Below are 13710 nucleotides of genomic sequence, written 5' to 3'. Positions count from 1 at the left end.
ATACTAAGGGCGGGCTTTATGTCTTGTCGTGCGTGCGGGACCGCTCGAAATCGGCGGCGGCAAAATAGCGTTGCACCGTGGTGCCGGTGGCCTGGCGGAAGGCTTTGTAGAAAGTGGAAATGGAAGAAAAACCGGCGCATAGCGCCATGTCCATGGCAGACGCAGGGCATGCATTTGCCGGCAGCGCCAGCAGATGGGCTATGCGCGCACGCGCAAGATAGGTATAGAAGGTGACACCCAGCACATGGTTGAGCGCATGGGAAATCTGGTTGCGGGTGTAACCACTGGCCGTGGCTACCGCAGCCAGATTGAGATCGGGATCAAGATAGGGTCGGTGACGGCTGAAATAGTCCTCGAGGTCGGCCACCAGCCGAGTCAGGCGCAAGGGCGACAGTCCGATGCGGCCAGCCCCTTGTGCGGCACTGTTGCCGGCGACCACGCAGTACTCTTTCACCTCGATGATCAGGCCGTCTTGCACCCGGATCACTTCGCTGCCGTGAAAGCGCGTCAGTCGCCCGCGCACCAGTCGGCTTTTCACCGTATAGCAATACTGCAAAAAAGCGCAGTCGCCGTCGACACGGATGCGGTCGGTGTGTGCCAGCGACTCGTTGGCACCGGAGGGCAGGCTGTCGAGCACATAGTCGCGCAGCCCGCAAAGCCTGATCAGGCTGCGGCCGTGAAAGTCATGGTAGCGCACCTCGGGATGATACAAAGCCATCACCGCGTCCACATCCAGCGCCTTCCACGCGCGGTGATAGCGCTCGACCACGACACGCGTGACGGCGCTATCATCTGCCATCAGTGGCGCGCCTCGCGCACAGCATGCACTACATGCATCTGGAACAGTGCGTTGACGTCGTCCTCGTCAAACACATACTGCTGGTTGCAGAATTCGCAGTTAATCTCGATGCTGCCCTGCTCCAGAATCACATTGGCCACTTCTTCGCCACCGAGCATCTTCAGCATATCGCCGACCCGCTCCTGGCTGCAGTTGCAGGCAAAGGCCAGCGTCTCGGCGTCGAACAGGCGCACCGCATCATCGTGGTACAGGCGGTGCAGGATTTCGGTTGCCGGCAGCTCAAGCAACTCCTCGCCCTTGAGTGTGGAAGCCAGCGTCTGCACATGGTTCCAGCCCTCGGCATCGCCATGCCCGTCCGGCAGGCGCTGCAGCAACATGCCGGCAGCGGTGCCTGCATCGGCCGCCAGTACCAGCTTGGTATCCAGCTGCTCGGAGCGCTGCATATAGTTTTCCAGCATCTGGGCCAGGCTGTCGCCTTCCAGCGCGACAATACCCTGCCACGGCTGCCCTTCTTTCGGGTCCAGCGTAATCACGAACTGGGCGCCCACGCCGACCAGCTCGGCTAGCGTAGCGCCATCCTTGACGTCGCCCCACTTGGCGGTCGCGCGCAAAGTACGGTCGGCATTGCTTTCGACCACCGCCAGCTTGAGCGCACCCTTGCCCTGGATCTGCATAATCAGCGTGCCGTCAAACTTGAGGTTGGCCGCCAGCAAGGCGGAGGCCGCCATCATCTGGCCGACCAGATCGCGCACCGGCGCCGGATAGTGGCGGCGCGACAGCACCGCCTGCCAGGCATCGTCCAGCCTGACCAGTGCACCGCGCACCGGTGCGTCGTCAAAAATAAAGCGCTGCAGGGTATCGGTTTGGTTCATGGTTATTCCTTGCCTAGCGTAAAAGTGTAAAGCGACATCGGCAGCGCCGACGAGAGATCAAACTCGCAGCCGGCCATAATGCCGCGCTCGGCGATCTGCGCCGCAGTCAATTCGTCCTGATAACAGTTGTACATCGCCCCCATGGCGTAAGCCCGGCCCGAGCCTATTGCCCAGTAGCGCGAAAACTCGTACACCTCGCGCATCGGATACACGCCGAAAATGCCGTGGCTATTGGCCAGCAACAGCATCATATGGCTGGACTCGTACGGGTCATCCTCTTCCTCGTCCGGCTTGAGGAAAAAATTGTCCTTCAGCTTGGGGTGCAGCTTGCGGAAGGTCTCGAAAATGCCGGCACGCGAACTTAAGTCACGCGTTTTCAGGCTTCTGAGCGCATTTTGCAAGACCAGATCATGTGCCGCCGAGCCGGCAATGGCGAAATGGTGCTCGCCGATACGGAAAATCTTGTCGTGAAAACGGTCGTAGCCGGCGAGCAGTTTCTGGTCGTCGCCAAACGTGGTCTGGCTATCGGCCGCAATCGCGACCTCGTTCCCTTTGCGCACTACCACAATGGTGGTCATAGGCTCACCTTAAGCTGCGACAAAAGCGGTAAGATTAAGGCCAAACCGCCAAATTACAAGGGTAAGCGCTTCTTAAAGCGCCAGCCCGCCAGACGGAACCCGCCTTATGTGCCAACTGCTTGGAATGAACTGCAATACCCCGACCGACATTCTGTTTTCCTTCGAAGGCTTTCATCGCCGCGGCGGACTGACCGACCACCATGCCGATGGCTGGGGTATCGCCTTTTTCGAGGGCGCGGGTGTACGTCTCTTTATCGACGACAAACCCTCCAGCGATTCACCGGTCGCCGATCTGGTGCGCCGTTATCCGATCAAGTCGAAAAACGTGATCGCCCATATCCGCAAAGCCACCCAGGGCGAGGTTCGCCTGGAAAACTGCCACCCCTTTGTGCGCGAGATGTGGGGGCAATACTGGATTTTTGCCCACAATGGCGATCTCAAAGCATTTAATCCGCCCAAGGGCAGCCACTATCAGGCAGTCGGCAGCACCGACTCGGAGCGCGCCTTCTGCCACATTCTCGAACAGTTGCGCCAGCGCTGGGACAGTGCACCCGAACCCGGGCAACTGTTTGACGAGGTGGCACGCCTGAGCGCCGAAATCCGCGCACACGGTACATTCAATTTCATGCTGTCCAACGGCGAATGGCTGATCGTCCACTGCGCCACCCAATTGCACTATATCGTACGCCAGGCGCCGTTCAACACCGCGCATCTGGTCGACGACGATGTCAGCGTCGACTTTTCCACGCTCACCACAGCAGAGGATCGCGTGGCCGTAATCGCGACCCTGCCGCTGACCGATAACGAAGTCTGGACCGCGCTCGCGCCCGGCGAATTGCTGATGTTGCGTGACGGCGCACCGCTATTCAGCCTGCGCAGTTAAGCCCCCTTCCCCTCCAGGCCGGGCATCCCCGCCCGGCCTGCCTGTTGCAAGCGACCGACACTCATATTGCAGCGCAGTAGCCCTAATGCCGGCGCGGGCTTATGCTAAAGAAATACGCAAACCCGACCCGAGACTTGCATGAGCCGCTTCGACTTCAGCCACCCGCCCTTTGACAGCCTGACCGCCTCCGAACAACAGTCACTGGAAGCCTGTGCCGACATTGCCTTTTTTGCCGACGACGACGAAATCATGGGGCCGGGCAAGCCGGTCGATACCCTGTGGGTGGTGATCAAGGGCATCGTGCGCGAGATGGCAGGCGAGGACGTGATCGGGGTCTATCGCGAGCGCGATACTTTCGATGCCCGGGCACTGATCGCCGGTGAGACGCATAACCGCTTTGTCGTGCATGAAGAAGCCCTGCTCTACGCCATCCCGCGTGCGCAACTGATGGAGCTGACCGGGCGTAACCTGCGCTTTGGTGCCTACTTCTACGCCAGCGTATCGCACAAGCTTGCCGCCTTGTCGGAACGCCCCGGCCATCGGGAACTGCAGACCCTGCTCACCGCACGCGTGCGCGATGTGCGCTTGCGTGAACCTGTCAAGGTTGATGGCAGCACGACCTTGCAGCAAGCGGCCGAAACCATGAAGGCGCAGCGGGTAAAGTCGCTCTTGGTGCAAGATGGCGCGCGACTGGGCATCTACACCACCACCGATTTTCGCGACGTCATCATCAACGCCACGCCCTATCACACCCCGCTTAGCGAACTGGGACAATTCCAGCTGATGAGCGTGGACATCGACGATTTCCTGTTCAATGCGCTGTTGACGATGACGCGCAACAATATCCGCCGTCTGGTGGTCACCTCGGCCGGCCAAGCGGTCGGCATTCTGTCCCAGGTCGATGTGCTGTCTTATTTTTCCAACCATTCCCACCTGATCGCCCAGCGTATCGAACGTGCGCAGAATCTGGACGAACTGGCTGATGCCGCCGGCCAGATCACGCGTCTGGTACGCATCCTGTCCGGACACGGCGTCAAACCGCCGCAGCTCGCGCGACTGGTGCAGACGCTGAACGCACGCCTGTTCGAGCGGGCATGGCAGATGCTGGCGCCACCGGCTCTGCAGGAAAATAGCTGCCTGATTGTGATGGGCTCGGAGGGGCGTGGCGAGCAGATTCTCAAGACTGATCAGGACAACGCGCTGATCATCCGCGATGGCTTTCCCCAAGATGGCGTCGCCGAGATATGCGATGCCTTCTCGGAGGCGCTGGCGCGCTTTGGCTACCCGCCATGCGCCGGCGGCATCATGCTCAGCAACCCAGCATGGAGGCTGGATCAAAGCGAGATGCAGGCGCGTATCCAGCAATGGACATTCCAGCCGGACAGCACTTCGCTGATGAATCTCGCCATCTTTGTGGATGCCGAAGCCGTCGCCGGCGATGCCGGCTTATTAAGAGAAGCACACGAGGTGCTGCAGCAGGCCATCGCCGACGATGCCGCGTTCTATGCCCGCTTCGCCCGCGCCATCGAACAATTCGACACCCCGCTCGGGCTATTCGCCCAGTTGCTGACACGCGAAGCAGACGGTGAGGCCGTGCTGGACCTGAAAAAGGGCGGCATCTTCCCCATCGTGCACGGTACGCGCGCACTGGCGCTGGAGGCCGGCATCCACGAAACCAACACGCTGGAACGCCTTGCCACCCTGACAAGCAAAGGCCTGCTCGAACAGGAGTTGTCGCACGATCTGGCCGAGGCGCTGACCTTTCTGATCGGAATCAAGCTGGGTTCGGGGCTGGATGCACTGGAAGAGGGGCGGCAGCCGGATAATCTGATTGCACCTTATCGCCTGTCCACGCTGGAGCGCGACCTGCTGAAAGATGCCTTTGCCGTGGTCAAGCGCTACAAGAGCATGTTGCGCCACCACTTCAAGCTGGGGAGTTTCTGATGCTGGCCGCCCTCACCCGTCGCTGGCAAAAGGGCCGGCTCACCGACCCGCGCTATGCCGGCTTATTCGACGAGCACCCGGACGAAATCGTCAGCGTAGACTGCGAAACCACCAGCCTCGATATCGCCGAAGCAGAGCTGCTCTCTATCGGCGCGGTCAAACTGCGCGGCAACCGCATCCTGTCCAGCGAGTCGCTCTACCTGCTGGTCAGGCCGGAAAAGCGCCCAGATGCGGGCAATGTCAGCGTACACGGCTTGCGCCCGCGCGATGTCGGAGACGGCATGGCGCCGGCCGATGCCGTATTTCAGCTGCTGGACTTTATCGGCGGACGGCCACTGGTCGGCTACTACCTCGAATACGACATGGCCATTCTCAACAAATACGTGAAGGGCCTGATCGGCTGTGCCCTGCCCAACCGCAGGATAGAGATCTCGGGGCGCTACTACGACTACAAGCTCAGACAGCAACCGGACAGCCATGTCGATCTCAGGCTACAGACCCTCGTCGACGATTTGAAAGTGCCGGCGCTGCCGCGCCATGATGCACTCAATGATGCCATCACCGCCGGCATGCTCTACCTCGCACTTAAACGACGCGGATTTGACTAGGCCCCAATAGGGCAGCACAGGAATAAACACAGTAATGAACAATATTGGACTCAAAGGACGCATCATTGCGGCCCTGATGCTGGTCAACATCATCTCGGTACTCGCTATCGTCGGCTACGCACAATGGATCAAGCTACAGGATCTACGCGCCGAAGTGGATGGCCGCCTGCAGGCCGCGGCCTATGCGATGCCATCGTGGCTGCCAGAGGCTTATATCAAGCGGCTGATTGCCAAAGAGGTGCCCGCTGCAGAATACCGTGCCAAGGTCGCCACCACTGGCCATTATTCGGAAATGGTTAACCTAGAATACCTTTACGCCTTGAGCCAGAAAGATGGCAAGGTGATCTACTTGGCAGACTCCGCAAATAAAGAAAACTTCGCGGCCAACAAATATGCTTATCCCGGTGATGTGTACGAAGATGCGCCCCCGGAAGTCATGACCGCGCTACAAACGGGGAAAGCACAATACGCCGAATATACCGATAGCTACGGCACGCACCGCTCGCTATTCCAGCCCATCAAGACTGCAGATGGCATTGAATATATCGCAGGAATTGATGTGTCTATCTCTTCGATCGATACGGCAGCACGCAGCAACCTGACCCATCTGGGACTCATGGCTGCCACCTTGGTTGCGCTGGGTTCCATCGCCGCCTGGGTCGTAGGCAACCGCCTGAGCAGGCGGCTTTCTCGCATGCAAGGCACTCTCGTGAATATGGCGCAAGAACATAACCTAAGCGCGCATCTGGAGGAAGGTAATGACGAAGTTGGCGCCATTGGCCAAGCACTGAATGTTCTGCTAACGGATATCCGCCACTCACTTGCCGAGGCACGCAGCGGTGCACAGCATGCCAGCGGACAAGCAGCTCGCTTTTGCGAACAGAGCCATGACATGAACACGGGGCTTGCCGAGGCGGACCATAGCCTGCTTGCTCTGGCAGAGCAACGGGCACGCATAGAGGACACCGCGCAACAGGCAGCCTTGCAAAGCCGGGAAGCTGCTCAAGAAATAGGCGAGAGCCACCGCCGACTCGAAGAGGCGGCCACCCAGCTAGCCAAACTCGCGAATGCCGTAAATAGCAATGCGAGCCAGGCTACCGAACTCGCCAGTCAGCTTGAAGAGATCAGTCGACAAACCCAAGAAATCAACAACATCCTCACCATCATTCAGGACATTGCTCAGCAAACTAATCTTCTCGCACTCAACGCAGCAATTGAGGCCGCACGCGCCGGCGAAAATGGCCGTGGTTTCGCCGTGGTTGCAGATGAAGTCCGAAAACTGTCGCAACAAACCTCCAGCACACTCGCACGTACCAATCAGGCCATCTGCAATATCGTCAGCAATATAGGCAGCCTAGCGTCTAGCATGGGTAGCTCATGCGACAATGCGCAAATGGTCGCAAATGAATCTCAAACCGTTGCCGGATGTATTGAAGCCGGTATTGCGGGACTCGGCATCTCGCTCAAGCAAATCGATCGTGCAGAAGAAAGCGCTGAGTTGATCCATCAAGCCATTCGCGAAACAGGTGCGATGGTGGAAAGTGCCCATACCGAGGTCGGGCGGGCCATCATTCAGGCAGGTCATATCACGCAGGACAGTAAAAACCTACAAACAGCCTCCAGTGCATTAGCCGAGCAGACCAAGGTCTTCCACATCTGAGATATAAGTGAAGCAGGAGCGGTTTGACGTTTGACGCGAGGGTATAAAAGAAAGAGGCAGACCCGCAGAACTAGGTTATTGCCCCATCCTCTGCGGGTTTGCGATGCGCCAATGAGTGCTTTGGGATGCGCCTTGATCGAAGCTGAAAAGCTTCTGATTCAATACGCCTGAATTAAAAGCATCACTGACTTAATAACCCGTTTCGGCATGAGCACTTTGTACCAGTTCTCCTGCGCCCAGCGACATCATCAGCAAGGCTACCCGCTCGTGCACAATAACCGTGTGCGCATTGCCGCTCTCCTGCATCAGCGTACGCAGACGCTCGCGTACCACCGGCGCGCCAGTCACATCGATGATGACATCAACAGCAGGCTGTGCACGAACCAGAGCCTCGAAATCGTTACTTACTGCAATCTGGCGCTCACGCGCGAGTGCGATGCCCGGCAGAGCGAGATCAAGATCGGCCACGGCATATACCTCCACAAATGGTGCATCCAGTAGCTGGCGCAGCAGCGGGGTACCGGTCTCGCCGGCGCCGATCATCAATACGGAAATCTTCTTCATCGGACTGCTCTTCACTGTGGGAAAAGCAGCAGCATGCCCATAAAATCCATATCGCATGTTGCGCCAAGTCAAAAACAATGGCACCACGCGGGTGCCATTGTTTTTCAAAGAGAGAAACAAGCTTATTGCTTGATCAGCTCCAGCGGTACCGGTACATATTTGTCCACGCTCTGGCCATCGATGATCTTCTTGGCCGTTTCCACGCCCATCTTGCCGATCAGCTCAGGCTTCTGCGCCACGGTTGCCGCCATGCGGCCAGCCTTGACGGCGGCTACAGCATCGGCGGTCGCATCAAAGCCAACGACAACTACGCCTTTGCGACCGGACGAATCCAGCGCCTGCAACGCACCCAATGCCATTTCGTCGTTATGAGCGAACACACCGGCAACATTATTCTGGCTTTGCAGGATGTTCTCCATCACGCTCATGCCGCGTGCGCGGTCAAAGTCGGCCGGCTGTTTGGCCACCACCTTGATACCGGTCTCCTTGTCGATCACGTTATGGAAACCCTTGCCGCGCTCGCGTGCGGCGGACGCACCGGCAATCCCTTCCAGCTCGACGATATTACCCTTGCCGGCCAGTTTTTCCTTGATGAACCCGGCAGCCATTTCGCCGCCCGCCACGTTATCGGACGCGATATGCGCAGCCACATCGCCGCCATCAATCGAACGGTCCAGCGTGATCACCGGAATGCCCGCAGCGTTGGCTGCCTTCACCGCCGACAGCACGGCAGCGGAGTCGGTCGGGTTGATCATGATGACCTTGACCTTCTTCTGGATCAGGTCTTCGATACTGGCAATCTGCTTGGCCGGGTCATCCTGTGCATCGACCGCCACCAGATTCAGGCCCAGCGCCTTGGCTTCTTCTTCGGCGCCATGCTTAAGAGAGACGAAGAACGGGTTGTTCTGGGTCGATACAGCCAGACCTATGCTAGGCGCGCCCGACTCGGTTGCCGGTGCAGAAGCGTCTGCCATATTGGCCTCCGGTCCCTGCTTGCTGCAGCCGGTGGCCAGCATGGCGACCAGCGCCGTACCCAGCAACGATTTCAGTAGCGTATTCATGCTCTATTTTCCTTGTGACTTGGTATGGATTTTATTGCGTCAGCGCGCCGCACGACGGTCAAGCAGCACCGCCAGCAGAATCACCGCACCCTTGATCACCTGCTGGTAGAAGGACGACACCTCCAGCAGGTTCAAACCGTTGTTGAGCACGCCGATCAGCAAGGCGCCGATCAAGGTGCCGACAATCCAGCCGCGACCGCCGGCCAGACTGGTGCCCCCCAAGACCACAGCCGCAATGGCATCCAGCTCATAGCCGGTGCCGGCTGTCGGCTGCGCCGAGTTCAGGCGCGAAGTCAGGATCAGGCCGGCCAGCGCCGACAAGAAGCCCGAGATCGCATAGATCATGATCTTGACGCGGTCCACATGGACGCCGGAAATGCGCGAGGCTTCTTCGTTGCCGCCAACCGCATACACATGGCGGCCGAAGGCGGTACGCTTAAGGATGAACCACAACACGCCAAAGGCGATGAACATGGTGATCACCGGCATCGGCACCAGTGCGCCCAGATAGCCGTTGCCCAGCATAAAGAAGAAATCGCTGTCGACGCCGGTCACCGGACGGCCGCCGGTATACACCAGCGCCAGCCCGCGGAAGATGGTCATCGTTGCCAGCGTCACGATAAACGGCGCCAGCTTGCCCTTGGTAATGGCCAGACCGTTGAAAGCCCCCATCAGCGTGCCGCAGGCGAGACCGGCGAAGGTCGCCAGCACCGGGTCAGTACCCGATGCCATCAGCCCGGCAGTGACCGCACCGGACAAGGCCAGAATGGCCCCCACCGACAGGTCAATACCACCGGACAGAATGACGAAAGTCATACCGAAGGCGATCAGCGCATTGATGGACACCTGGCGCATGACATTAAGCAAGTTGCCAACGGTGAGGAAGTTGTCGCTCATAATGGCGAGCACGACACAAAGACCGACCAGGCCCAACAACGGCCCTAGTTTGTGCAGCAATTTTTTGGTTTGACTGACGGCCACTTAATACCCTCCGGTAGCCAGATGCATGATGGATTCCTGGCTGGCACCGGCAGTGGCAAGCTCGCCTGCCATCCGCCCTTCGTGCATCACCAGGATACGGTCGGAAATCCCCAGTACTTCAGGGAGTTCGGAAGAAATCACCACGACCGCCACGCCTTCGAAGGCGAGCTGGTTGATGATATGGTAGATCTCGGCCTTGCCGCCGATATCTACGCCACGGGTCGGCTCGTCGAGAATCAGCACGCGCGGCTTGAGGTTGAGCCACTTGGCCAGCACCACTTTTTGCTGATTGCCCCCGGACAGCGACTGCACTTCCAGTTCGGCATCGCGGGTGCGGATTTTCAGCATATCGATGCAGCGCGCGACCAGACTCTTCTCTTCGCTACGCGACACGATGCCGCTACGGCCATGGGTCGGCACCGCAGACAAGGTGATGTTCTCGCGCACCGATAAACCCAGAACCAGACCCTGCGCCTTGCGGTCTTCGGTGACGAAACCGACGCCGTAGCCGATGGCATCGGCCGGCTTATTGATGCGCACCTCCTTGCCATCGACAAAGATCTTGCCGGACAGGCGCTTATTCAGGCCAAACAGGGTGCGGGCAATCTCGGTGCGCCCAGCCCCCATCAAGCCGGCAATCCCCAGCACTTCGCCTGCGCGCACGGCAAAATTGATGCCGGCAATATTGCCGTCATCACACAGGTTTTCTACCCGCAAGCGCTCGGCGCCATGGCTGACTTCGCGCTTGGGAAAGCGCTCGCCCAGTTCGCGCCCGACCATCATCTGCACCACGTGGTCAAGCGAGGTGTCGGCAATGCGTTCGGTGCCGACAAACTCGCCATCACGCAATACCGAAATGCGGTCGCACAAGGCAAAGATTTCTTCCATGCGATGCGACACATAGACAATGCCGACACCGTCGGCGCGCAGTTCGCGGATCACAGCAAACAAGGCGTCGATTTCGCGTTCGGACAACGCAGCAGTCGGCTCGTCCATAATCAGCACGCGCGCGTTCAGAGACAAAGCACGGGCAATCTCGACCATCTGCTGCTGACCGATGGACAGGCTGCCAACCTCGGCATCCGGGTCCAGCTCCACCGCCAGACGCGACAGATATTCTTTCGCCAGCGCACGCATGCGGCCGGCGTTGAGAATGCCGCTAAACCCCAGTGTCTGTTCGCGCCCGAGAAACAGGTTCTCGGCCACCGACAGCTCGGGAATAAGGTTCAGCTCCTGATGCATGATGGCAATCCCCAGCGCCTCGGCCTGTCTGGGGTTGCGGATGTCGACAGCTTCGCCAGCCACCCGGATGGAGCCGGCATCGGCCTGATACAGACCAGTCAGAATCTTCATCAGGGTAGACTTGCCGGCGCCGTTCTCGCCCATCAGCGCGTGAATTTCTCCGGCCGACAAAGAAAAAGCCACGTCTTTCAGCACCGTTACCGGCCCGAAAGACTTGGCAATACCGCTCATTTCTACCAGCGTGCTCACACTATCATCCTCAGAAAACCACGCCGGAATACAGAATCACATTGGCGTAGGGGCTGGCTTCACCAGTGCGAATTACCGCACGCGCCTGACGCGTCAGCGTCTTGAAGTCGGCATGACTGACCAGACGCACCGGAATACCGCCCTCGGTCAGGGCATCGATCTGGCCAGCCAGAGGCGGGTTGGCCTCACGGATTTCCCTGGCCATCAGCGCATGTTCGACCTGCATTTCCGACAGCACAACCGCCAGCGTATCGGTAAAGGAAGGTATGCCCTGCGTCAGCGCCAGATCGATGCGTTCGACCCCGGCCGGAATAGGCAGACCGCAATCGGCGATCACAACGGCGTCACCATGCCCCAGCTCGGCCAGCACCCTCGAGAGCTGTGCATTCAGGGTTCCGGTCTTTTTCATGAAACATCCTTGAGAAAAGCGTCGAGTTCATCCTGCTGCGGCATGCCGCCTTGCGCACCCAGGCGCGTCACCGACAGAGCCGCCGCCGCGCAAGCCATGCGCATGGCAGGCTTCAAGCCCAAAGGCAGATAGGTCGCCAAGGCGGCATTAAACGTGTCCCCCGCACCGGTGGTATCCACCGCCGAAACGGTGAAACCGGGCTGATGCACAAACGAGCCGTCGGCGGCAACGTGATAGGCACCATGCTCGCCCTTGGTCATCACCACCTTGCCCGGCAAACGCTCCAGCATGTCCGGAAATGGCGTCGAGCCCGCATCCATCACGATAGACAGCTCGTGCTCGTTGGGGGTGAGATAGCTCACCTCATCCAGCAAGGCCGGCGGCAAATGTACGGCCGGCGCAGGGTTCAGAATCAGCGGCACGCCATGCTTTTTCGCCAGTGCGGCCGTGGCCGCCACCACGGCCAGCGGCACTTCCAGCTGCGTCAGTACCACATCGGCTGCGGCGATTTCGGCCTCGGCCGCCGCGACATGCTCGGGCGTCAGTGCATGGTTGGCCCCGGCGATCACAATAATATTGTTTTCAGCACCACTGACCGTGATACAGGCGACGCCGCTGGCGACACCTTCAATGGTGTGGACATGGCGCGTATCAACGCCTTCCTTGTTCAGCCCGGCGACAAGGTCGCGGCCAAACAGATCGGAGCCAACACAGCCCACCATCACCACTTCGGCTCCCAGGCGGCTGGCCGCCACGGCCTGATTCGCACCTTTCCCGCCGGGAAAGGTCGCAAAACGCTCACCGCTCAAAGTCTCACCCGGAGCGGGGAAACGCGGGGCCAGCGCCACAAGATCCATATTGATACTGCCAACTACAACCAGCTTGGGCATAGCCTCTCCCTGTTCATCTGATAGGTTCGGGTTGAGGGTAAAAGCTAAAGGGGCGAATATTAAGATATTATTAATTTCATGCCAATCAAAAAGCAGCATTTAAACGCGACGATTGGCATATAACGCAAGTATTTGCACACTATTTAAGAAACAGACGCCCAAATGTACGACTGACTGCGCCAACTCAGCCTAAGCCGCCTTCTTCGGCCAAAGAAGTTGCATGGGCCGCAGTCACCACAAAATGGTCGAGCAAAGCAATATCGACCAGTTCGAGAGCCGACTTGAGCGTTTGCGTCAGCGCCCTGTCTGCCATCGAAGCCTCGGCACGGCCGGATGGATGGTTATGCGCCACGATCAGGGCCGCCGCATTATGAAACAGGGCACGGCGCACAATCTCGCGCGGGTAGACACGCGTCTCGGTCAGCGTGCCGCGAAACACTTCCTCCATCGCAATCACCTGATGCTGTGCATTGAGAAACAGCGCAACAAACACCTCGATATCGCGCGAGCCTATGGCCAGGCGCAGATAGCTGCGTACATCGGCCGGGCTGGACAAGGCATCGCGCTTGGCAAGCGACTCGGCCAGCGCCCGTTGCGCCATCTCCTTTACCGCCATCAGTTGCGCATACTTGGCCTGCCCCAGCCCCGGATGGCGGACAAATTCGCCTTCACTGGCGGCAAACAAGGCCGAAATGGAACCGAAATGCAGCAGCAAGCGCTGGGCCAGCGCCACGGCCGACACCCCTGCCATGCCGGTGCGCAAAAAAATAGCCAACAACTCGGCGTCCGACAAAGCAGCCGCACCGCGCAACAGCAATTTTTCCCGCGGCCTGTCGTCGGCCGGCCAGTGGGCGATGGACATGATGCGGCTCCACAAAGGCAATACCGTTTATTTGTAGCAGGCGCAGCCAAGCTCATGTCATCAGGCACCCAAGCCACACCATATTTCATGGCGAAATCCGGTAAACTT

General features: G+C 59.1%; 14 protein-coding genes. 4 read left to right on the top strand and 10 right to left on the bottom strand.

What is annotated here, in order from left to right:
- Window positions 1-16 precede the first annotated feature (16 nt).
- From EGI20_RS05390 to EGI20_RS05380, 3 genes are read right to left on the bottom strand one after another with little or no spacing between them, the layout of a single operon-like run.
- On the bottom strand, window positions 17-799 hold the full coding sequence (locus EGI20_RS05390; protein WP_498630276.1) for a helix-turn-helix domain-containing protein: 783 nt from the start codon (window positions 797-799) through the stop codon (window positions 17-19).
- Window positions 799-1671: an Hsp33 family molecular chaperone HslO gene (hslO, locus tag EGI20_RS05385; protein WP_498630274.1), complete on the bottom strand. Its 873-nt coding sequence runs from the start codon at window positions 1669-1671 to the stop codon at window positions 799-801. Before hslO ends, EGI20_RS05390 begins: the two co-directional genes overlap by 1 nt.
- A gap of 2 nt (window positions 1672-1673) precedes the next feature.
- Window positions 1674-2249 (bottom strand): Ntn hydrolase family protein, encoded by a 576-nt coding sequence (locus EGI20_RS05380; protein ID WP_124736299.1) that lies wholly within the window; start codon window positions 2247-2249, stop codon window positions 1674-1676.
- A gap of 106 nt (window positions 2250-2355) precedes the next feature.
- On the opposite strand from EGI20_RS05380, the gene EGI20_RS05375 reads away from it, so the two are divergent.
- The 4 genes from EGI20_RS05375 to EGI20_RS05360 all read left to right on the top strand — a co-directional run bounded on the left by EGI20_RS05375 (window position 2356) and on the right by EGI20_RS05360 (window position 7344).
- On the top strand, window positions 2356-3132 hold the full coding sequence (locus EGI20_RS05375; protein WP_498630272.1) for a class II glutamine amidotransferase: 777 nt from the start codon (window positions 2356-2358) through the stop codon (window positions 3130-3132).
- A gap of 138 nt (window positions 3133-3270) precedes the next feature.
- Complete coding sequence (locus tag EGI20_RS05370) at window positions 3271-5076, top strand: putative nucleotidyltransferase substrate binding domain-containing protein (RefSeq protein ID WP_498630270.1); 1806 nt, start codon at window positions 3271-3273, stop codon at window positions 5074-5076.
- The gene (locus EGI20_RS05365; protein ID WP_498630268.1) at window positions 5076-5684 is read left to right on the top strand and encodes a 3'-5' exonuclease; all 609 of its coding nucleotides are present in this window, start codon (window positions 5076-5078) and stop codon (window positions 5682-5684) included. Before EGI20_RS05370 ends, EGI20_RS05365 begins: the two co-directional genes overlap by 1 nt.
- A gap of 34 nt (window positions 5685-5718) precedes the next feature.
- Entirely contained in the window at window positions 5719-7344 is a 1626-nt protein-coding gene (locus EGI20_RS05360; RefSeq protein ID WP_498630267.1) for a methyl-accepting chemotaxis protein, read from the top strand.
- 189 nt (window positions 7345-7533) lie between these two features.
- On the opposite strand, the gene EGI20_RS05355 is transcribed toward EGI20_RS05360, so the two are convergent.
- The 7 genes from EGI20_RS05355 to radC all read right to left on the bottom strand — a co-directional run bounded on the left by EGI20_RS05355 (window position 7534) and on the right by radC (window position 13602).
- Window positions 7534-7908 carry an oxidoreductase gene (locus EGI20_RS05355; RefSeq protein ID WP_498630265.1) on the bottom strand — a complete coding sequence of 125 codons (375 nt, stop codon included), beginning with the start codon at window positions 7906-7908 and terminating at the stop codon, window positions 7534-7536.
- A 122-nt stretch (window positions 7909-8030) separates the two neighbouring features.
- Window positions 8031-8969 (bottom strand): ribose ABC transporter substrate-binding protein RbsB, encoded by a 939-nt coding sequence (rbsB, locus tag EGI20_RS05350; protein ID WP_124736634.1) that lies wholly within the window; start codon window positions 8967-8969, stop codon window positions 8031-8033.
- A gap of 39 nt (window positions 8970-9008) precedes the next feature.
- Window positions 9009-9950, bottom strand: coding sequence for an ABC transporter permease (locus EGI20_RS05345; RefSeq protein WP_498630263.1), 942 nt, complete (start codon window positions 9948-9950; stop codon window positions 9009-9011).
- Window positions 9951-11423, bottom strand: coding sequence for a sugar ABC transporter ATP-binding protein (locus tag EGI20_RS05340; RefSeq protein ID WP_498630307.1), 1473 nt, complete (start codon window positions 11421-11423; stop codon window positions 9951-9953). It abuts the gene before it with no gap.
- A gap of 28 nt (window positions 11424-11451) precedes the next feature.
- On the bottom strand, window positions 11452-11850 hold the full coding sequence (gene rbsD, locus EGI20_RS05335; RefSeq protein ID WP_124736633.1) for a D-ribose pyranase: 399 nt from the start codon (window positions 11848-11850) through the stop codon (window positions 11452-11454).
- On the bottom strand, window positions 11847-12740 hold the full coding sequence (gene rbsK / locus EGI20_RS05330) for a ribokinase (RefSeq protein WP_498630261.1): 894 nt from the start codon (window positions 12738-12740) through the stop codon (window positions 11847-11849). The genes rbsD and rbsK overlap by 4 nt, the downstream gene beginning before the upstream one ends.
- Before the next feature lie 184 nt (window positions 12741-12924).
- Window positions 12925-13602, bottom strand: a complete 678-nt coding sequence (gene radC, locus EGI20_RS05325; protein WP_498630259.1) for a RadC family protein — start codon at window positions 13600-13602, stop codon at window positions 12925-12927.
- Between the last annotated feature and the right edge of the window lie 108 nt (window positions 13603-13710).

The organism is Aquitalea sp. S1-19, assembly GCF_024343515.1.
This window is presented reverse-complemented; position numbering and strand designations above follow the sequence as displayed.

Bases quoted from the DNA above. Each gene is read 5' to 3' on its own strand.
- rbsB (WP_124736634.1), bottom strand. From the start codon at position 8,969: ATGAATACGCTACTGAAATCGTTGCTGGGTACGGCGCTGGTCGCCATG.
- radC (WP_498630259.1), bottom strand. From the start codon at position 13,602: ATGTCCATCGCCCACTGGCCGGCCGACGACAGGCCGCGGGAAAAATTG.
- EGI20_RS05375 (WP_498630272.1), top strand. From the start codon at position 2,356: ATGTGCCAACTGCTTGGAATGAACTGCAATACCCCGACCGACATTCTG.
- hslO (WP_498630274.1), bottom strand. From the start codon at position 1,671: ATGAACCAAACCGATACCCTGCAGCGCTTTATTTTTGACGACGCACCG.
- EGI20_RS05380 (WP_124736299.1), bottom strand. From the start codon at position 2,249: ATGACCACCATTGTGGTAGTGCGCAAAGGGAACGAGGTCGCGATTGCG.
- EGI20_RS05370 (WP_498630270.1), top strand. From the start codon at position 3,271: ATGAGCCGCTTCGACTTCAGCCACCCGCCCTTTGACAGCCTGACCGCC.
- EGI20_RS05390 (WP_498630276.1), bottom strand. From the start codon at position 799: ATGGCAGATGATAGCGCCGTCACGCGTGTCGTGGTCGAGCGCTATCAC.
- EGI20_RS05365 (WP_498630268.1), top strand. From the start codon at position 5,076: ATGCTGGCCGCCCTCACCCGTCGCTGGCAAAAGGGCCGGCTCACCGAC.
- rbsK (WP_498630261.1), bottom strand. From the start codon at position 12,740: ATGCCCAAGCTGGTTGTAGTTGGCAGTATCAATATGGATCTTGTGGCG.
- EGI20_RS05340 (WP_498630307.1), bottom strand. From the start codon at position 11,423: ATGAGCGGTATTGCCAAGTCTTTCGGGCCGGTAACGGTGCTGAAAGAC.
- rbsD (WP_124736633.1), bottom strand. From the start codon at position 11,850: ATGAAAAAGACCGGAACCCTGAATGCACAGCTCTCGAGGGTGCTGGCC.
- EGI20_RS05360 (WP_498630267.1), top strand. From the start codon at position 5,719: ATGAACAATATTGGACTCAAAGGACGCATCATTGCGGCCCTGATGCTG.
- EGI20_RS05355 (WP_498630265.1), bottom strand. From the start codon at position 7,908: ATGAAGAAGATTTCCGTATTGATGATCGGCGCCGGCGAGACCGGTACC.